This window comes from Paenibacillus luteus (genome assembly GCF_006542765.1).
GTDB lineage: Bacteria > Bacillota > Bacilli > Paenibacillales > Paenibacillaceae > Pristimantibacillus > Pristimantibacillus luteus.
Genome location: NZ_SKCD01000055.1, coordinates 1 through 18,874 on the forward strand (window position 1 = coordinate 1; position 18,874 = coordinate 18,874).

Consider the following 18,874-nt stretch of genomic DNA (forward strand, 5'->3'; position numbering starts at 1 on the left):
CCCCTCAAGATGAGATTTCCCAGTATGTAAGACCCCTTGAAGACGACGAGGTTGATAGGTTCGGGGTGGAAGCACAGCAATGTGTGGAGCTGACGAATACTAATCGGTCGAGGGCTTATCCTAAACACGTTTACTGTGACCCATACATCCGGTAGACAGCAGCGACAAGGCTTCAGCAAGCCTAATCTTTCGTATCCAGTTTTCAGGGCGTAACGTTCTGACTTTGCTAGCGTCCCCGAACGCTGCAATCGACAACTATTCGGGGGACAAGCGTGGCGGTGTAGCTCAGCTGGCTAGAGCGTACGGTTCATACCCGTGAGGTCGGGGGTTCGATCCCCTTCGCCGCTACCATTACCTTTTATATCGTAACATCTGGAGGATTAGCTCAGCTGGGAGAGCATCTGCCTTACAAGCAGAGGGTCGGCGGTTCGATCCCGTCATCCTCCACCATAAGTACTTATTCGGTTTTATGACCGGATCCACTTGGAGCTGTGGTGTAGTGGCCCAACATGCCTGCCTGTCACGCAGGAGACCGCGGGTTCGAATCCCGTCAGCTCCGCCATTTTTCTTTAAAGTAAGGCTCGGTAGCTCAGTCGGTAGAGCAGAGGACTGAAAATCCTCGTGTCGGCGGTTCGATTCCGTCCCGAGCCACCACTTTATTTTTCGTTTAATCGACGGAAAATAGGTAATAGTATGGAGGATTAGTGAAGTGGCTAAACACGGCAGACTGTAAATCTGCTCTCTCTGAGTTCGGTGGTTCGAATCCATCATCCTCCACCATTTCCTTTACATCAAGAGCCATTAGCTCAGTTGGTAGAGCACCTGACTTTTAATCAGGGTGTCGTAGGTTCGAATCCTACATGGCTCACCATTTTTTTCTAAAACAACCATCGCAACCGAAGATCCTAGGATCTTCGGTTTTTTTGATTGATATTGAGCGTGAACGTTTAATTCTTTTTTAAATAAAAAGTGTGCAGATTCCAAAAGCAGCGAATTGCTTTTTGGGTCTGCACCTTTTTTTGATTTAGCTCTATTTTGAACGAACCGACAGCTCACGTACAAGCTCATTGACCGTTTCTGATAGTCGAAGCGTCAATTCTTCATTAATTTCAAATGTCGGAGCCTCGTTCGGCTCTTGTGTGCGATTGATTTGTGAATCTACAGCATATACGCCGCCGGCATAAATTTTTGCACCCATAGATGCCAGCACTGGTTTAAGTGAGTAATCGATGGATAGCAAGTGAGCAATCGTACCGCCAATAAATAGAGGCGTAATGATTTTTCCGTCTAAACCTTTTTGCGGGAGCAGGTCTAGAAAGGTTTTCAGTACTCCTGTGTAAGAAGCTTTGTAAACCGGACTTGCGATAATGACGGCATCGGCTCCTTCGACTACTTGGTTAGCTTCAACGATGGCTGGGCTGCCAAAACGGGCGTGAATGAGATCCTCTGCAGGTAGATCAACGACAGTAATGACTTTGACTGTATGCTCTTTGGCACTCAAATTGTTCTCCACATATTGTGTGATTGCATTTAAACGGGATGATGCATTAGGACTACCTGAGATAATAACGATATTGGCCATGGGTACACTCCTCATTCGCATTCAAATAGTAGTTGATTAATATACATTAATCCGATAAATAAACTTTGATTAAATCCTACCACGCCTAAGCATTTTGGTCAAACTCATATCCTGTGTTTCTTGTATTTTATCGATTTAAGGGAACAATGTATAGATACAGACAAAAATGTGAAAAAGGGGTAGCTGCAATGGTATACGGACTAGCAGCATTAATCAGCTTTGCAATTGTATTTGCAATCGTACCACCGGTTCGGATGCTAGCACTGCGGCTGGGCTTTGTGGACCGTCCTAATCATAGGAAAATTCATAATATGCCGATACCTCTAATGGGAGGAGCGGCTATTTTTGTTGGCTGCGTCGTGGCGATGTTTATTTTTATTGGTGTTACTCCACTGACCTGGACCATTGTTACGGGAGGCACCGTACTTGTTATCGTTGGACTTATGGATGATGGCGCCAAGGCCAAGGGCAAAGATTTTCCCGTATGGCCACGAGTTATTCTTTATATAGGAGCAGCATCGATCCCGACTTTGTTTCATATCAAAATAGCAGGAATCGCCAATCCGTTTACCGATCAGTTTATCTCCTTTCCGGATTGGTTTTCATGGCTGACCACGATGCTATGGGTATTTGGATTAATCAATATGATTAACTTCATTGATGGGGTGGACGGGCTGGCCTCAGGTGTATGTACGCTTTCGGCGCTTACACTCCTTGTTGTAGCCCTTATTAAAGGGCAGCCAAGCACAGCAATTCTAGCCGTTATTTTAGCAGGCGTTTGCTTTGGTTTTTTAGTGCATAATTTTTATCCTGCTCGAATTTTTATGGGAGATGCCGGAGCCACCTTTTTGGGCTATACGCTCGCGGTCATTGCTGTTGACGGAACGTTTAAGAGAGCAACATTTATTACACTGCTCGTTCCGCTGTTGGCGCTAGGACTTCCTATTTTTGACACCGCCTATGTTATGCTGCGAAGGCTAATCAGCGGTAAGGGTCTGCACAAGGCAGATAAGCTCCATACTCATCATATTTTAATGAAGTGGGGACTGAGCCAAGTACAGACGGTATCGTTCCTGTATTTAATTGCAGCACTGTTTGCGCTGCTGTCAATTATCCTTTTACTAGCCATAAGCTGAATTCGCTTGGCGCTTATGGTACAATGACGGAAAAAAGCGTTATTCTACATAGAAGTGGAAATAAGCTATTCGTCTTATTCTGCTGCTAACGCTTGAGGAGATTGGAGATAGAGAAATGAGCACGACAGACTGGTTGAAACCGCTGCAGCACATTTTGAACTGTCCGGTACATGCGGTTACGAAATCGATAGCAGAGTGGAGTGAGCTCGTTAGCTCGGCTGCTGGGGCATGGATGGATGACAGTATACCAACACCACCTGCAGTAGGACAAAGCATTGAGCAAGAAGACAAAACATGGATGGTTATGGCCATTAATGAAAATGTGGTAGAAATATTAGAAATTGGGAGCGCCTCTCTGCAAGCCACAGAAAAAGAATTGATCAGCTGGACACTACAGTTAAATGTAGGATCAAACGATAAGAAAGGGCCGGCTATATCGGAGACGGAAAGACATGCGCTTAAGCTGGGGGAATGGATTCAGAAGCAGCTGGAGTCCAATGAGCCTGCGTATTCCCTGCCCGATCATTTAACGGTCGGCAACCGTTTGTTTAACGAAATGATTCCGTTTTTGCTGGTTACCGAGCAGCCTGGCACGAAGCAAGCAACGTACACCGAGCTGGAAAAGCTTCTTCGTTCGTTCATGTCGGATGATGTTTTATTGATCCCACTCAAGAGCCAAGAATGGCTTATTTGGGGCTCGATATCCTTGTTACGGGACGAAGATTCAGATGCCTTCGATGATCAAGAGGAAGAGACGCTTGAGGATAGCCTGGCTTCGATCGGATTCGGTTTGCATGAGATGCTGGCTAGTGAATGGATCGGAGAATGCCATCTTGCCGTTGCGGCCCCGACTTCTCCAGCTAAAGGCATGATCGAGACGACCATGCTGCTGAGGGAAACGATTAATCTGGGCCGAAAGTTTCATATCGGTACCAACATCCACTTGCCATGGATGCTGCAGCTGGAGCGCTTATTGAATGCTATTCCGGAAGTACAGCGTTCCAAATATCTCGAGCAGTCGCTCAAAAGGGCGGATCTGTTCGTAGAATCGGAAATGCTCAGCACTTTGGAAACGTTTTTCTCGCTTGATTGCAATGTTAGTGAGACGGCTAAGAAATTATACATTCATCGTAATACGTTATTATATCGGTTAGACAAGCTAAAACAGGAGACAGGCCTTGATGTACGCCAGTTTAGGGATGCCGTTTTAGTTAAAATTATATTACTATTGTACAAAGTTACGAAAAGAAATTAGTTTTTTTGTAAAGTATGTGCATAGTCACAAGCTCCTGAGTGGGATAAGATATAGGCATATCGAAATTTCTTTCTAGGGGGAAAATTATCATGGCAGGCGTACGTTTAGAAGGCATTTACAAAAAATACCCGGGTACTGACAAAGCATCGGTTACTGACGTTAACTTAGATATTAAAGACAAAGAGTTTCTCGTATTGGTCGGACCATCCGGTTGCGGTAAATCGACAACTCTTCGTATGATTGCAGGCCTTGAAGAAATTTCGGAAGGCAAATTGTTCATCGGCGACCGCCTTGTGAATGACGTTGCTCCTAAAGACCGCGACATCGCGATGGTATTCCAATCCTACGCGTTGTATCCGCATATGAACGTTTACCAAAACATGGCCTTCGGCCTTAAACTTCGTAAATTCAAAAAAGCAGACATCGACAAACGTGTTCGTGAAGCTGCTAAAATTCTAGATATCGAGCATTTGCTTGACCGTAAGCCAAAAGCGCTTTCCGGTGGTCAACGTCAACGTGTCGCTCTAGGGCGCGCAATCGTACGTGAGCCGCAAGTATTCTTGATGGATGAGCCGCTTTCTAACTTGGACGCGAAACTTCGTGGACAAATGCGTGCGGAAATCAGCAAGCTTACAAAACGTCTTGAAACAACAACAATCTATGTAACGCATGACCAAATTGAGGCCATGACAATGGGTGACCGTATCGTTGTTATGAAAGACGGTTTCATTCAACAAACCGCTTCTCCAGAAGAGCTTTACAACCACCCTGTAAACATTTTCGTAGCTGGTTTCATCGGCGCTCCTTCGATGAACTTCATCAGCGGTTCACTTACAGAGCAAGGCGGCGCGCTTCGCTTCAAAGCAAGCGGCGTTGATGTAGTGGTTCCTGAAGGCAAAGCGGCAGCGCTTCGTACAAAAGGTTACATCGGTAAAGAAGTGGTTCTGGGTATTCGTCCAGAAGATCTTCATGAAGAGCCAGTATTCCTAGAAGCATCCCCACAAACAATCGTTAACGCGAATGTAGAGGTTGCTGAGAACCTTGGTCACGAAATGTACCTTTACCTGAACGGTATTGGCACTGACACAGTAATCGCTCGTGTTGATGGCCGCTCTGGTCTACGTGATGGCACAAGCGTTAAGCTTGCGCTTGACATGAACAAAGTACATTTGTTCGACAAAACAACTGAACTTAACATTTTCGAAGCTTAATTCATAGTATGGAAGAAGAACGGTCGGATTATCCGACCGTTCTTTTTTTTCGATACTAGTGGAACCAAGGCGCTGGGCAGCGGAGGAAACGTTGCTTTCGGCGCCTTTTTCCTTTACGATGAAGACATTGGAAAAAAACATACATACACAAGCCGTTGTCATATGAGGGAGGCCCTACGATGCCGAAGAAAGTGAAAGTGTCTGAGCTCGTCAAACAATTTCAGCTAGAAATTATAGCTGGCGAGGACGGAATGAAGCGTGCCATAACGGTAGATGATTTGTATAGGCCGGGTCTGGAAATGGCTGGTTACTTCCATTATCATCCAAGTGAGCGGGTACAGCTGCTTGGCCGTACGGAAATATCTTTCCTAAACATGCTCGATAGCGAGGAACGCAAGGATCGCATGGTTCGTCTGTGCAACGAGGATACGCCGTGCATTATTTTGACAAGGGGATTAGAAGCGCCCCAAGAGCTCATTGATCAAACCAATGAGACTAATATTCCTTTGCTCCGCAGCAACGTGGCCACGACAATATTGTCCAGCCGAATTACCGACTTCCTTGAAAGAAAGCTGGCTCCAACAGCTACCATTCATGGCGTACTTGTCGATGTGTACGGCGTGGGAATGCTGATCACAGGGGGCAGTGGCATCGGTAAGAGCGAGACGGCTCTAGAGCTAGTGAAGCGCGGTCACCGACTCGTTGCCGATGATGCTGTTGAGCTTATGCAAACTTCTGATGCGCAGCTGCATGGCAGCGCACCGGAGCTCATTCGCCATCTGCTTGAAATCAGGGGCCTAGGCATTATCAATGTGATGACGCTTTTTGGCGCTGGAGCAGTGCGTACACAAAAGCGCATTGGTCTTGTTATTAAGCTGGAGAATTGGCAGCAGGACAAGCAGTATGACCGCCTCGGGCTTGACGAGGAGACGACTCGCATTATTGATACCGACGTTCCGCTAGTGACGGTTCCTGTTCGTCCGGGTCGGAACTTAGCGGTTATTATCGAGGTAGCTGCCATGAATTTCCGCTTGAAACGGATGGGCTACAATGCGGCACTACAATTCACCAACAAGCTGACGGAAACGATTGCCGATGATATGGATGAATATGATTGAATCTAAAGGGGATATAAAAGAATGAAGACATTGCTACTCAATCCAATTGCCTTCAGCTTGGGATCAATTGATGTGCATTGGTATGGAATAATTTTGGGGACAGCAGCACTCGTCGGATTGCTGCTGGCTGTGCAGGAAGGCAAGCGCTTTGGCATCAAGCCGGATTTGTTTATGGACCTGCTGCTGCTCGGCGTTCCTTCTGCCATTATTGGCGCGCGGATTTATTACGTAGCGTTCAAGTGGGACGACTACAAGGGCAACCTGATTGATGTGTTCAAAATATGGAATGGCGGCATTGCAATCTATGGCGCCATTATCGGGGCATTCATATGCGGGTTCTTCTATTTCCGTTATAAGGGCTACAGCTTCTGGCGTTTAGTTGATATTTGTATACCGGGCATGCTGGTGGGTCAAATGATCGGACGTTGGGGTAATTTCATGAACCAGGAAGCTTATGGTGGAGAAGTTAGTGAATCCTTCCTACGCAATACGCTTCATTTGCCTTCTTTTATCGTTGATCAAATGCTCGTGGAAGGCGTTTACCGTCATCCAGCATTTTTGTATGAGTCATTATGGAGCCTCGTTGGCCTTGTTGTGTTGTTCGTATTGCGCCGTCAACGCTTTTTGCGCGCGGGCGAGCTGACAGCCAGCTATTTTATCTGGTATTCGATCGGACGCTTCTTTATTGAAGCGCTGAGGACGGACAGCTTGGCATTTATGGGACCTTCGTGGTTTGCGTCATTTATTAATGCATTATGGTCGCCAATGGAAGTTCTCTTTAAACAAGGATATTTGGACCCGGCATATGGCAATATCCGAATTTCACAAGTACTGGCTTTGCTTCTCATAGTCGCAGCCATCGCATTTATTATTGTACGCCGCAAGACAGGTCTTCCTAAGGCGTATTATCATGATCCAGTCGTAACGAGCCGGCCTGATAGAAACGGCGGCTCTGACGCGGCAACAGCTGCGCTGGAGGATTCCTCTTCTTCGAAAGAGGATGCGGGCAGCAAAGGGAAAGAGTAAACTAGGGAGGTTTGGCGATGACGGGCAATATCAAAACAATGCTGTTCGATTTGGACGGCACGATTCTCGACACCAATGAGCTTATTATTCGCTCGTTTATCGATTCTTTGCAAGGCGTGACGCCGGAAGGGTTTGGAAGAGAGCATATTATTCCGAGCATGGGTGAACCCCTTACCGATCAGATGAAACGATTTTCTGGTTTAGAGGATGTTACTCATCTTGTAGCTGCGTACCGTGAAATTAATTTGCGGTTGCATGATGAGTATGTCAAAGCGTTCGATCACGTCAATGATGTGATTGCGAAGATGCATGGAGAAGGCATCCAAATCGGAATCGTAACAACCAAAATGCGGTTAACGACAGAACGCGGTTTAAAATATGTTGGTCTGTATGACTATGTAGACGCCATTGTGACGATTGACGATGTTGTCAATCCAAAGCCTCATGCGGAGCCGGTAAGCAAGGCTATTAGCCTTCTTGGTGCAGATCCGGCATCGACCATAATGGTTGGAGACAGTGTCGTTGATATTGAGTCTGCCCTTGCGGCAGGCGCGATTGCGGTTGGCGTTGCTTGGTCACTTAAGGGCGAGCAGAAGCTTAAGGATGCGGGAGCGCATCATGTCATTCATGATATGCGGGATCTTTATTCATTTGTTGGATTGGAGCGAGAGACGCTTGCGTAATGTTGAACGGTATCCGGTGGAAGGACCAAACGCGCTTTGGCAGGTATATTCGACGGTAAGCCGAGTGAAGTCGGTTCGCAACTTTATATGCATTCAGCTAGCGCGTTATTGTCCGATTCTTCCAATGAAAAATTGGATCTATCGCCGCCTGCTGGGCATGAAGGTTGGAGAGCATACGGCTTTTGCGCTTATGGTCATGGTTGATGTCTTCTTCCCTGAACGTATTTCGGTCGGCAATAATACGATTATCGGATACAATACGACGATTCTGACGCATGAGTATTTGATCAAGGAGTACCGGCTAGGGAATGTCGTGATCGGATCGAATGTGATGATTGGGGCGAACACGACGATTCTGCCGGGCGTAACGATCGGTGATCATGCGATTGTCGCTGCGGGGTCTCTCGTTCACAAGGATGTGCCGGCTTATGCTTTTGTAGGCGGCAATCCTATGCGGGTGATTAGAAGCAGCGAGCTGGTTGTACCAACGGAGCATGATGAGAGCGTACGCAATATTTTAAATTAAAGGCTGTGCCAAGCTCCTTCCGCGCGAGTTCGTTTCGCAGCTGGACGGGGCTTTCTTTTTGAGGTAAAATGGGACGTTATTGTCTTGACGAAGCGAAGCTATTCATGCTAATATTACGACTAAACTCTTTAATTTGTTAGTATGGTAACATGGTAGCACTTTAAACTACTAAAGTAAACGAAGGTGATCAAACATGTCTAAACCAAAAGTATTCGAGAAGCCGATAGGCGTTAAAGATTATTTACCAGGTGCAGTCGCTAAGCTGCGCCATATTGAGCGTCAAGTTCTGGCTTGTATGCAGGGCTGGGGCTATGAGCAAATTATAACACCAACGATGGAATATTATGATACGGTCGGCGTCGCAAGCTCCACGTCTGATCAGAAGCTGTTCAAGCTGCTTAACAATCGGGGGACAACGCTTGTACTGCGCTCGGATATGACCGCGCCGATTGCACGGGTGGTATCTTCCCTATTGAAGCAAGCGGAATTTCCGCAGCGCTTGTCCTATCACGCCAACGTATACCGCGCGATTGAAGAAGAAGCGGGACGCGAGGCGGAGTTTTTCCAAACGGGCGTAGAGCTTGTTGGCGATTCCTCCGCGGAAGCGGATGCGGAGGTTGTTGCTCTTGCAATCGCGTCATTGAAAGCTGCGGGTGTTGAGCGCTTTAAGATCGCCATCGGGCATGTCGGTTTCCTTAACGGTTTGATGGAGGAGTCGCTGCCAGGACGTCCGGAAGCACAGGAGCAGCTCAAGAGCTGTCTGCTGGGCCGCGATTTTGTAGGTTACCGCAAGCAATTGCGCGAGCTTGACATCGAGGAGTCGGTGCAAGCCGAGCTCGAGGGCATTTTGCGCTTGCGCGGTGGCCAGGAAATTTGTGATCAAGCGCTGCAGCTAAACGTAGACGCTAATGCACGGGCATCGATTTCTCATCTTTGCGAAATCTGGGATGTGCTTAAGGCGTACGGCGTATGCGAGCATGTGCTGATCGACCTGACGATGATTGGAGATTTTTCTTATTATACAGGTATGACATTCGAAGGTTATGCAGCGGATCTAGGCTTCCCGGTTGTGAGCGGCGGACGCTATGATAATTTGCTGGCTCAATTCGGCAGACCGGCACCGGCAACGGGCTTTGCGCTTAAGACAACGCGTATACTGGAGCTGCTAGGCGATCATGCGGAGCTTGAGCCTGAGCGTACGCTTGTCGTTTACGATACAGCAGGACGCGGTGAGGCGCTTGTTAAAGCCCAGGAGCTGCGCTCGGAAGGCATTAATGTGGTAACGGAGCGGTCGGAAGGAAGAAATGAGGCACTTGAGCAAGTGATTGCTAACGGATCAGAGAAGTCTTTCACCTATAAAGGAGTCGCGTATACGAGCATGCTCACGTTTATGAATAAAGGAGGCAGCGCCACATGAGCGGACAAACAAAGGATATTTTGAAAGTGGCGATGCCGAAGGGACGTATCTATAAGGTGGCATCGAAGCTGTTCCGGGAAGCGGGACTGCCGATTCCAAGTGACTTTGATGATACGCGCAAGCTGATCATTGAGCTGCCGGAGGTTGGCATGGAGTTTATTATGGCCAAACCGGTTGACGTTCCAACCTATGTAGAATACGGCGTAGCGGATATCGGCATTGTCGGCAAAGATGTGCTGATGGAAGAAAACAAGGACGTATACGAGCTGCTGGATCTTGGCATTGCCAAATGCCGCATGTCAGTTATCGGAATGCCAGACTGGAAGCCTACGATGAATCCGCGCGTGGCGACGAAGTATCCGAACGTAGCATCTGCGTATTTCCGTGAACTTGGCCAGCAGGTCGAAGTGATCAAGCTTAATGGTTCCATCGAGCTTGCTCCTATGATCGGCCTGGCAGATCGAATTGTCGATATGGTGGAGACCGGCCAAACATTGCGCGAGAATGGTCTGGTGGAGATGGAGTCGATCTTCGGCATCACGAGCCGTCTGATTGCGAACCGGGTAAGCTACCGGATGAAAAATGACGTTATTCAGAGCCTGTGCGATCGGTTGTCGGCTACGCTTGCTACTCGAGTTTAGCTTGAAGCCTTGGTGTGGATGAGATTTATCATATGAAAAAATAAATATTTTGGGTTTGGAAGGAGCGGATAGCATGCGCATCATGCGGGCGGAGCAGTTTGGATTGAAGCGCGAGGTGGAGTATGGAACACCGGAGCAAAATGAGGCGGCCTTAAGGATCGTCGCAGACGTAAAGGCCGAGGGGGATGCGGCATTGCTGCGGTATACGGAGCAGCATGACCGAGTGAAGCTGGATGCGGAATCGCTGCGCGTGACGCAGGAAGAGATTCAGGCGGCGTATGAGAAGGTCGACGCCGCGTTTCTCACGGCGATTCGCGAAGCGGCCGTGAATGTTCGGGTATTCCACGAGAAGCAAATGCGGACCTCGTGGATGGACCTGCAGCAGGACGGAACGCTGCTCGGGCAGATCATGCGACCGCTGAAGCGGGTCGGCGTGTACGTGCCCGGAGGCAAGGCGGCTTATCCGTCGTCCGTGCTGATGAATGTGATTCCGGCACAAGTAGCCGGCGTGCCGGAGATCGTCATGGTGACGCCGCCAGCAACCGGCGGCACCGCAGGCATCGACCCGTATATTCTCGTTGCCGCCGCGGAAGCGGGCGTCAAGGAGATGTACCGGGTCGGAGGCGCACAAGCCATTGCCGCGCTTGCGTACGGCACGGCGAGCATTGCTCCGGTCGATAAGATCTGCGGACCGGGCAATATTTACGTGGCGCTGGCGAAGCGCGCCGTATTCGGCGCCGTCGATATCGACAGCATCGCCGGGCCAAGTGAGATCGTCGTGCTTGCTGACGATTCAGCTGATCCCGCGTACGTAGCTGCGGATCTGCTGTCACAGGCGGAGCACGATGAGATGGCTTCGGCGATTCTCGTTACGCCATCGCAACAGCTTGCGGAAGCGGTCGCTGCCGAAGTGGAGCGCCAGCTGTCCACGCTGCCGCGCCAAGAGATCGCGCGCAGCTCCATCGACAGCTACGGCGCCGTATTGCTCGTCGATTCGCTGGAAGCGGGCATCGACGTCGTTAACCAACTCGCACCTGAGCACCTAGAGGTGCTGACGGTTGATCCGATGCGCCTGCTCGGCTACATTCAGAACGCAGGAGCGATCTTCCTCGGGCCGTACAGCTCGGAGCCGGTAGGCGATTATTTTGCCGGACCTAATCACATTATCCCGACCAACGGTACGGCAAGATTCTCCTCGCCGGTCAACGTCGACGATTTCCTGAAAAAATCGAGCTTGATTTACTATAGCAAAGAAGCACTGCTTGCCAACGGAGAAAAAATCATGACGTTGGCTCGCCACGAAGGGCTTGAAGGACACGCGCGTGCGATCGAGATTCGTTTGGAGAAGGAACGCGGGTAGTCTTTTAAAATATAGGAAAGTACATGATTTCACTATACTTTCTCTATATTTCTGCGAATGAAACGCGCTGCGCCGCCAACGGACATAGACAGCCGTTTCACCTTGACGATATAAGCAGCAACTGAACTTAACTAAACTTATCGCAGGAAGAAGGAATAAAGATGTCAGAGAACCAAGTACGCGAAGCATCGGTAGCGCGCAAGACGAATGAGACGGACATTAAGCTTACATTTACAGTAGACGGATCGGGCCAGACCAAACTTGATACGGATGTGCCTTTCCTTAACCATATGCTTGACCTGTTCACGAAGCATGGCCAATTTAATTTGGAGCTGGAAGCACGCGGCGATATCGATATTGATGACCACCATACGGTAGAGGACATCGGGATTTGCATCGGTCAGACGCTTCGCGAGGCTCTTGGCGACAAGCGCGGAATCAAGCGTTATGCCAGCGTATTCGTACCGATGGACGAAGCGCTTGCGCAGGTCATTATCGACGTCAGCAACCGTCCGCATTTTGAGTACCGCGCGGAATATCCTTCATCACAGGTAGGCAGCTTCTCGACGGAGCTTGTACACGAGTTCCTGTGGAAGCTGGCATTGGAAGCACGCATTACGCTTCACGTTATCGTTCACTATGGCCAAAACACGCATCACATGATTGAAGCGGTGTTCAAGGCGCTTGGACGTGCGCTGGATGAAGCAACGACCATCGATCCACGCGTGACAGGAGTACCTTCGACGAAGGGAGTGCTATAGGATGATTGCCATCATCGATTACGGCATGGGCAACCTGCACAGCGTAAGCAAAGCAGTGGAGCGACTCGGCTATGAAGCCGTTATTACGGCAGATCCCGCGGTGATCGCGGCAGCGGACAGAGCGATCCTTCCAGGCGTAGGCGCTTTTGGCGACGCGATGCAGAACCTTCGCGAGACGAAGCTGGATGAGGTGGCGAAAGCTTATGCAGCCTCCGGTAAGCCAATGCTCGGCATTTGCCTTGGCATGCAGCTGTTGTTTAGCGAGAGCGAGGAATACGGTACGAACGAGGGCTTGAATTTGCTTCCCGGCAAAGTTGTACGCTTCGCAGGCGATTACAAAATTCCGCATATGGGCTGGAACAAGCTATCGTTCCTGCAAGGCCAGTCGCCGCTATTCAGCGGTTTGACAGAGGGGCATGTTTATTTCGTCCACTCCTTCCACGTGAAGCCGGAGCTTTCCTCCGATCTGCTGGCAACAACGGATTATTATCAACAGGTCACGGCTATCGTTGGGCGCGGAAATGTGTACGGCATGCAGTTCCATCCGGAGAAGAGCGGAGAGCTAGGCATGCAGCTGCTCGGCAATTTTCTGAAAATGTAGGGAAGTATAGGAGTTTGCTCATACTTTCTCTACACGTTTCGCAGAAACGATGGCGTCTACAGAAAGGACGCCGTCAGGCGTTTCTTCTTAAAATATAAGAATTTATAAGTTTGTTAGCTTATAAAGGGCATATATTTCACCGTCAAAGCTACTTCAGTGTCAAAAGGACGCCGAAGGCGTTTTTGCTTGAGCTTGAAGGTAGTGCGGGTCTATAGGAGCTGCGGCATTTGAGATAGAGATTAAGCCTGGTTAACAGGCATAAAGGAGAGGGCAACATGCTGGCAAAACGTATTATTCCTTGTCTGGACGTGAAGGACGGCCGCGTGGTGAAGGGCGTCAACTTCGTAAATCTGCGCGATGCGGGAGATCCCGTCGAGCTGGCGGCTACTTACGACCAAGAGGGCGCTGACGAACTTGTGTTTTTGGACATCTCGGCTTCTGTTGAAGGGCGCGCCACGATGATTGAGGTCGTCAAGCGGACGGCAGGCGAAATCACGATCCCGTTCACGGTAGGCGGCGGCATTTCTCATGTCGATGACATGAAGCGTCTGCTTCGTGCAGGCGCGGACAAAATCGGCATTAATACGGCGGCTGTTTTGAATCCGACCTTAGTGAAAGAGGGATCGCGCAAGTTCGGCTCGCAGTGCATTGTCGTGGCGATTGACGCCAAGTTCAATGCCGAGTGGGGCGAGTGGGAGGTCTACACCCACGGCGGACGCAAGACGACAGGAATTAAGGCGCTGGAATGGGCGCGTGAAGTTGAACGGTTAGGTGCGGGCGAGATTTTGCTCACGAGCATGGATGCGGACGGAACGAAGGATGGCTTCGATATTAAGCTTACACAAGCGGTATCCGATTCGCTTGGCATCCCGGTTATCGCTTCAGGCGGAGCGGGACGGATTGAGCATTTTAACGATGTGTTCCAGCAAGCACACGCGGACGCAGCGCTAGCCGCGACCATTTTTCACTATAAAGAGATGACCATCCGCGAAGTGAAGGACGATTTGCGGCTGAAGGGAGTAGAAGTACGATGACCAAAAACAACCAAAGCGAGCTAATCTCCAGCATTAAGTGGGATGACGCGGGACTCGTGCCTGCCATCGTTCAGGATGCACAAAGCAAAGAAGTGCTTATGATGGCGTATATGAATCAGGAATCACTGAAGCTTTCGGTAGAGTCCGGCGTAACTTGGTTTTGGAGCCGTTCGCGAAATGAGCTATGGAACAAGGGTGCAACAAGCGGCCACACGCAGCGCATCACCTCCTTGGCTTATGATTGCGATGGCGATACGCTGCTTGTTAAAGTAGAGCAGAAGGGGCCAGCTTGCCACACGGGACGCTACAGTTGCTTCTTCAATTCCGTTCAGGTAGCTGGGAACGAAGCAGCTTCCTCAGACACTGCAGCAGCGTCAGCAGACCGCTTCGCTACGCTCGGACAGCTAGAGAGCGTGATTGCAGAACGTTACGCAGAGCGCCCTGAGGGCTCTTACACGTCGTACCTGTTCGATAAAGGCGTAGATAAAATTTTGAAAAAAGTTGGCGAGGAAGCATCGGAAGTTATCATCGCGGCCAAAAATAAAGACAACGACGAGCTGCGCAGCGAAACCGGCGATCTTATTTTCCACTTGATGGTGCTGCTTCGCGAGCGCGGCCTGCCGCTGGATGATGTCATCAGCGAGATTCATAGCCGCCATGGCAAACCGACAACGAACAAAATGAGATAGCGGAAGCATTCAAAATATGAAAGAGAAAGGCCGGTATCTCTATGTTTATCGATTACCATACTCATCATGCCCGCTGCGGCCATGCAGTTGGCGAGCTGGAGGAGTACGTACGCAAAGGAATAGAGATTGGACTTGTGCAGCTTGGTCTCTCCGACCACATGCCGCTGCTCCACGTCGATCCTGCCACGTATTACCCGGAGATGGCGATGCCGATGGATGAGCTTCCCCGTTATGTGGAAGAATGCCTAGAGCTGAAAGAGAAGTATAAGGGGCAAATCGATATCCGCGTGGGCTTGGAAGGCGACTATATCGAAAGCAGCGAGGAGAAAATTGAGGCGATTGTTAAAGCGTACCCTTGGGATTACGTCATTGGATCGGTTCATTTTCTCGGTGAATGGGATATTACCGATTTCAGGCAGACTGCTGGCTGGGAAGGCCGTGACCGCATGGCGGTTTATGAGCAATACTACAGCAATATCGCTAAAGCGGCGGCAACCGGATTTTATGATTATATCGGTCACATTGATGTCATAAAGCGATTCGGCTACGCGCCTGAGGGGGATGTGACCCATTTGGAAAATGCCGCGCTGGAGGCCGTCAAGCGCCATGGCATGGCTATCGAGCTTAATGCTTCGGGTCTGCGCACGCCTGCCGCTGAGATGTTTCCTAGCCGCCGGATGCTGGAATATGCAAGGGATTTGGGCATTCCTCTCACTGTGGGCTCGGATGCTCACCAGCCTGAAAGGCTCGGCCAATACCTTGATCAAGCCTACGCATTGCTAAAGGATATCGGATATTCGCAGCTAGCGACATTTAATTGTCGAAAATTAGTGATGATTGATTTTTGATATATCGTAAATTCCATGTATAATATAGATGATCAATCAAGCCTTGTCGAATGATCCGGCAAGGACGAGTACTTGTTCCGTAAAATAATTAATTGGTTTTAACGCTCAGGAGGGTATCATGTTAAGCGACAAGGTGCGTATTTTTTCGGGTTCGTCTAATCCGGTATTGGCTCAGAAAATTAGTGCAGAGCTTGGTCTGACGCTAGGTGCGATCAAGATGTCCCGTTTCAAAAGCGGAGAGATTTACGTGCATTACGAGGAAACGATTCGGAATTGCGACGTATTTCTAGTGCAATCATTCTCGCATCCCATCAACGAGCATTTTGTCGAATTGCTTGTGATGATCGATGCGGCGAAGCGTGCTTCCGCCAGAACGGTCAACATCATCATGCCGTATTACGGTTATGCGCGTCAGGAGCGCAAAGCGGCACCACGGGAGCCGATTTCAGCTAAAATGCTGGCGGATGTGCTCACGACTGTTGGAGCGAACCGCGTAATCACAATCGATCTTCATGCTCCGGCTATTCAAGGCTTCTTCAACATTCCGGTCGATCATATGACTGCGCTTGATCTTATCAGCGATTACTTGAAGTCGAAAAACATCAAGAACCCGGTTGTTGTATCGCCGGATGCAGGACGTGCTTCAACCGCGGAGAAGCTGGCGAACTACTTGGATACATCGTTTGCGATTATGATTAAGAAACGCCCTGCGCACAACGAATCGGTTATTACACACGTCATTGGGGACGTTGAAGGCCAGACTCCGATTATTATCGAGGATCTGATCGACACCGGCACTACGATTGTGAACGTTGTGGAAAGCCTGAAGGAGCGCGGTGCAGAGGATGTTTATGTATGCGCAACGCACCCTTTATTCTCCGGCTCGGCCATTGAGCGTTTGGATCATCCCCATATTAAGGAAGTCATCGTTACGGACTCCATCAGCTTGCCGGAATCGACGCCGGAACGTTTCAAAGTGCTCTCTGTAGCGCCGCTTCTTGCGGAAGCTACGCGCATTATTTTAGAGGGCGGCTCGATCAGTACTTTGTTCAAAAGCAGTGGCGTATAAGCGTCTTAACGGGATGCGTAGTATGCAAAATGAATAGCAAGGCTGCGGGAAATCGCGGGTGGTGCATTTGCCGTCCGCGATTTTCCCACATATTCTTTCGTGTTCGGATGGGTATGGCTATGGTATAATCGTAGAAAATCGGAAGTAACGGGAGGTGCCTTGCGGGTGAAAGAAAAGAAGCGTGTTGTCGTAGGTCAACAGACGAAAGTCATACCGGTCCAGTGGGACGCCACGTTTTTCTTCGAACGTGCGGTTCAGTCGCTCGATCGTTTCCATTATGACAAGGCACTTAAATATTTTCGTCGCGCCGTCGAATACGAGCCGGAAAACCCGGTAAACCATTGCAATATGGCTGGCATCCTATCGGAAATGGGCAATTACGAGGAATCGAACCGGATCTTGGGATGGATTGTAGATGAGCTTGATCCGACGATGACGGAGTGCCATTTCTATATGGCGAATAATTTTGCCAACATGGAGCAATATGAAGCGGCTGAGGGCTCGCTGATTCGCTATTTGGAAGAGGATTCGGAAGGGCAGTTTCTCGATGAGGCAGAGGATATGATGGACCTGCTGCACTATGAGCTGGAGCGTCCTACACGCCTGACCAACATCAAATCGCGCGAAGGCATGGTTGAGCATGATTTGGCGAGAACGCTGCTTGAAGAAGGAAAATTTACAGAAGCTGTACGCATATTAGAAAAAATTATTGAGAGTCAGCCTGATTTCTTGGCTGCCCGCAACAATTTGGCGCTGGCTTATTACTATATGGGCATGTTTGATAAAGCGATGGATACCATTCACGAGGTGCTTGACCTAGAAGCGGGCAATTTGCATGCCCTTTGCAATTTAGCTATTTTCTATCAGCACAAAAATGATGAAGAAAGCCTGCGTCCGCTTGTGGATCTGCTGGCAAAGACCGTGCCGTTTCATCAAGAGCATGTGTTTAAACTGGCAACCACAATGGGCATCTTAGGAGAGCATGGAGCTGCTTACCGTCACTTCACCAGACTGCTGAAGGATTCGGAGCTAACCCAGGACCCAAGCCTTTTTCATTATGCGGCCGTGGCTGCATGCAACATCGGGCGTTTGCAGGAAGCGGAGCGGCTATGGAAGCAGACGATCAAGCTGGATCCCACATCAGGTATTCCGCATTATTATATGGAGCAGCTTGAGCTTGTCCGCAGCGGCCAGTACACAGCTTCCATTAGCTATCACTATCATTTGCCGTTTGAGGAGCAATTCAAGCTGTGGGAAAAGTCGTCTGACGGTATCCCTGACCACCTCAAGCGTGATCCACTCGTACGCTCGTCGTTTTTCTGGGCACTTCGTCATGGCGATCAGCATACGAAGCTGCAGGTCATTCAAGCGCTCGGCATGATTGCTGACAGCGAAGTGAAGGACGTCCTGCAGACGTTCCTGCTGGAGCGGGATGAGGATGATTATTTGAAGCGTATTGCGATCTTCGTTCTTCGTACGATGGGAGTACAAGAGCCATTACGGATTGTGCTGGAAGGGAAAGAAACGGTTATTGAGCCGAATCGAGTTCCTTCGAGGCTGCCGGTGTGGGAAGAGAAATGGCAGGAAGTCGTGGAGACAGCTCTTGGCCGGATGAGCAAGCAATATGATTTGGTTCAGCAGCATGATTTGATGACCTTGTGGGTGGAGTTTTTGTCACGAGTGTATCCGGACGTTCCAAAGCTGACGAAGCCGGAAGGCTGGGCAGCAGCGTTAGAATATTTGACAGCCAAAATGCACAGGCGGGCGATTTCATACCATGAGGTGTCGCTGCGTTACGGGACTTCGATTGCAACCGTAAGCAAAAACGTCAAAGTAATTGACGAGGTTTGCGGTATTAAAGAGAAGATGAAGTCACTTAGCTCTGTATTTGCGGCACAGGAATTGCAGGACGAATAA

18 protein-coding genes, 6 tRNA genes and 1 rRNA gene are annotated in these 18,874 nt (G+C 49.4%); 24 read left to right on the forward strand and 1 reads right to left on the reverse strand.

Annotated features, from left to right (window positions below; genetic code table 11):
* The 7 genes from E0496_RS28670 to E0496_RS28700 form a co-directional block, all read left to right on the forward strand.
* Positions 1-123 (forward strand): 23S ribosomal RNA (locus tag E0496_RS28670); the annotation flags it as partial.
* 151 nt (positions 124-274) lie between these two features.
* Positions 275-351, forward strand: a tRNA-Met gene (locus E0496_RS28675).
* A gap of 23 nt (positions 352-374) precedes the next feature.
* Positions 375-450: transfer RNA gene (locus tag E0496_RS28680), tRNA-Val, on the forward strand.
* Positions 451-485: 35 nt separating this feature from the next.
* Positions 486-562: transfer RNA gene (locus tag E0496_RS28685), tRNA-Asp, on the forward strand.
* Positions 563-578: 16 nt separating this feature from the next.
* A tRNA-Phe gene (locus E0496_RS28690) sits at positions 579-654 on the forward strand.
* 41 nt (positions 655-695) lie between these two features.
* A tRNA-Tyr gene (locus E0496_RS28695) sits at positions 696-780 on the forward strand.
* A gap of 15 nt (positions 781-795) precedes the next feature.
* Positions 796-871, forward strand: a tRNA-Lys gene (locus E0496_RS28700).
* 159 nt (positions 872-1,030) lie between these two features.
* On the opposite strand, the gene ssuE is transcribed toward E0496_RS28700, so the two are convergent.
* Positions 1,031-1,582, reverse strand: coding sequence for an NADPH-dependent FMN reductase (gene ssuE / locus E0496_RS28705; RefSeq protein WP_141505263.1), 552 nt, complete (start codon positions 1,580-1,582; stop codon positions 1,031-1,033).
* A 188-nt stretch (positions 1,583-1,770) separates the two neighbouring features.
* Between ssuE and E0496_RS28710 the strand changes: the two genes are divergently transcribed.
* The 17 genes from E0496_RS28710 to E0496_RS28790 all read left to right on the forward strand — a co-directional run bounded on the left by E0496_RS28710 (position 1,771) and on the right by E0496_RS28790 (position 18,874).
* Entirely contained in the window at positions 1,771-2,718 is a 948-nt protein-coding gene (locus tag E0496_RS28710; RefSeq protein WP_141505264.1) for a glycosyltransferase family 4 protein, read from the forward strand.
* 115 nt (positions 2,719-2,833) lie between these two features.
* Positions 2,834-3,973, forward strand: coding sequence for a PucR family transcriptional regulator (locus E0496_RS28715; RefSeq protein ID WP_141505265.1), 1,140 nt, complete (start codon positions 2,834-2,836; stop codon positions 3,971-3,973).
* Positions 3,974-4,062: 89 nt separating this feature from the next.
* Positions 4,063-5,184, forward strand: coding sequence for an ABC transporter ATP-binding protein (locus E0496_RS28720; RefSeq protein ID WP_141505266.1), 1,122 nt, complete (start codon positions 4,063-4,065; stop codon positions 5,182-5,184).
* 179 nt (positions 5,185-5,363) lie between these two features.
* Positions 5,364-6,302, forward strand: a complete 939-nt coding sequence (gene hprK / locus E0496_RS28725) for an HPr(Ser) kinase/phosphatase (RefSeq protein WP_139993963.1) — start codon at positions 5,364-5,366, stop codon at positions 6,300-6,302.
* Between the two features lie 21 nt (positions 6,303-6,323).
* Complete coding sequence (gene lgt, locus E0496_RS28730; RefSeq protein ID WP_141505267.1) at positions 6,324-7,328, forward strand: prolipoprotein diacylglyceryl transferase; 1,005 nt, start codon at positions 6,324-6,326, stop codon at positions 7,326-7,328.
* Positions 7,329-7,345: 17 nt separating this feature from the next.
* The gene (gene ppaX / locus E0496_RS28735) at positions 7,346-8,011 is read left to right on the forward strand and encodes a pyrophosphatase PpaX (protein ID WP_141505268.1); all 666 of its coding nucleotides are present in this window, start codon (positions 7,346-7,348) and stop codon (positions 8,009-8,011) included.
* Complete coding sequence (locus tag E0496_RS28740) at positions 8,004-8,537, forward strand: acyltransferase (protein WP_141505269.1); 534 nt, start codon at positions 8,004-8,006, stop codon at positions 8,535-8,537. Before ppaX ends, E0496_RS28740 begins: the two co-directional genes overlap by 8 nt.
* 193 nt (positions 8,538-8,730) lie before the next feature.
* Complete coding sequence (locus E0496_RS28745; protein WP_141505270.1) at positions 8,731-9,954, forward strand: ATP phosphoribosyltransferase regulatory subunit; 1,224 nt, start codon at positions 8,731-8,733, stop codon at positions 9,952-9,954.
* Entirely contained in the window at positions 9,951-10,595 is a 645-nt protein-coding gene (gene hisG, locus E0496_RS28750) for an ATP phosphoribosyltransferase (RefSeq protein WP_141505271.1), read from the forward strand. The genes E0496_RS28745 and hisG overlap by 4 nt, the downstream gene beginning before the upstream one ends.
* 73 nt (positions 10,596-10,668) lie before the next feature.
* The gene (hisD, locus tag E0496_RS28755) at positions 10,669-11,955 is read left to right on the forward strand and encodes a histidinol dehydrogenase (protein ID WP_141505272.1); all 1,287 of its coding nucleotides are present in this window, start codon (positions 10,669-10,671) and stop codon (positions 11,953-11,955) included.
* A gap of 161 nt (positions 11,956-12,116) precedes the next feature.
* Positions 12,117-12,716: an imidazoleglycerol-phosphate dehydratase HisB gene (gene hisB, locus E0496_RS28760; protein ID WP_141505273.1), complete on the forward strand. Its 600-nt coding sequence runs from the start codon at positions 12,117-12,119 to the stop codon at positions 12,714-12,716.
* 1 nt (position 12,717) lies between these two features.
* Entirely contained in the window at positions 12,718-13,317 is a 600-nt protein-coding gene (gene hisH / locus E0496_RS28765) for an imidazole glycerol phosphate synthase subunit HisH (RefSeq protein ID WP_141505274.1), read from the forward strand.
* Positions 13,318-13,592: 275 nt separating this feature from the next.
* A complete protein-coding gene (hisF, locus tag E0496_RS28770; protein WP_141505275.1) occupies positions 13,593-14,351 on the forward strand; it encodes an imidazole glycerol phosphate synthase subunit HisF in 759 nt (252 codons plus the stop codon).
* Complete coding sequence (hisIE, locus tag E0496_RS28775) at positions 14,348-15,040, forward strand: bifunctional phosphoribosyl-AMP cyclohydrolase/phosphoribosyl-ATP diphosphatase HisIE (protein WP_141505276.1); 693 nt, start codon at positions 14,348-14,350, stop codon at positions 15,038-15,040. The genes hisF and hisIE overlap by 4 nt, the downstream gene beginning before the upstream one ends.
* A 41-nt stretch (positions 15,041-15,081) precedes the next feature.
* Complete coding sequence (hisJ, locus tag E0496_RS28780) at positions 15,082-15,888, forward strand: histidinol-phosphatase HisJ (protein ID WP_141505277.1); 807 nt, start codon at positions 15,082-15,084, stop codon at positions 15,886-15,888.
* Between the two features lie 118 nt (positions 15,889-16,006).
* Positions 16,007-16,957 carry a ribose-phosphate diphosphokinase gene (locus E0496_RS28785; RefSeq protein WP_141505278.1) on the forward strand — a complete coding sequence of 317 codons (951 nt, stop codon included), beginning with the start codon at positions 16,007-16,009 and terminating at the stop codon, positions 16,955-16,957.
* 165 nt (positions 16,958-17,122) lie between these two features.
* On the forward strand, positions 17,123-18,874 hold the full coding sequence (locus E0496_RS28790; protein WP_141505279.1) for a tetratricopeptide repeat protein: 1,752 nt from the start codon (positions 17,123-17,125) through the stop codon (positions 18,872-18,874).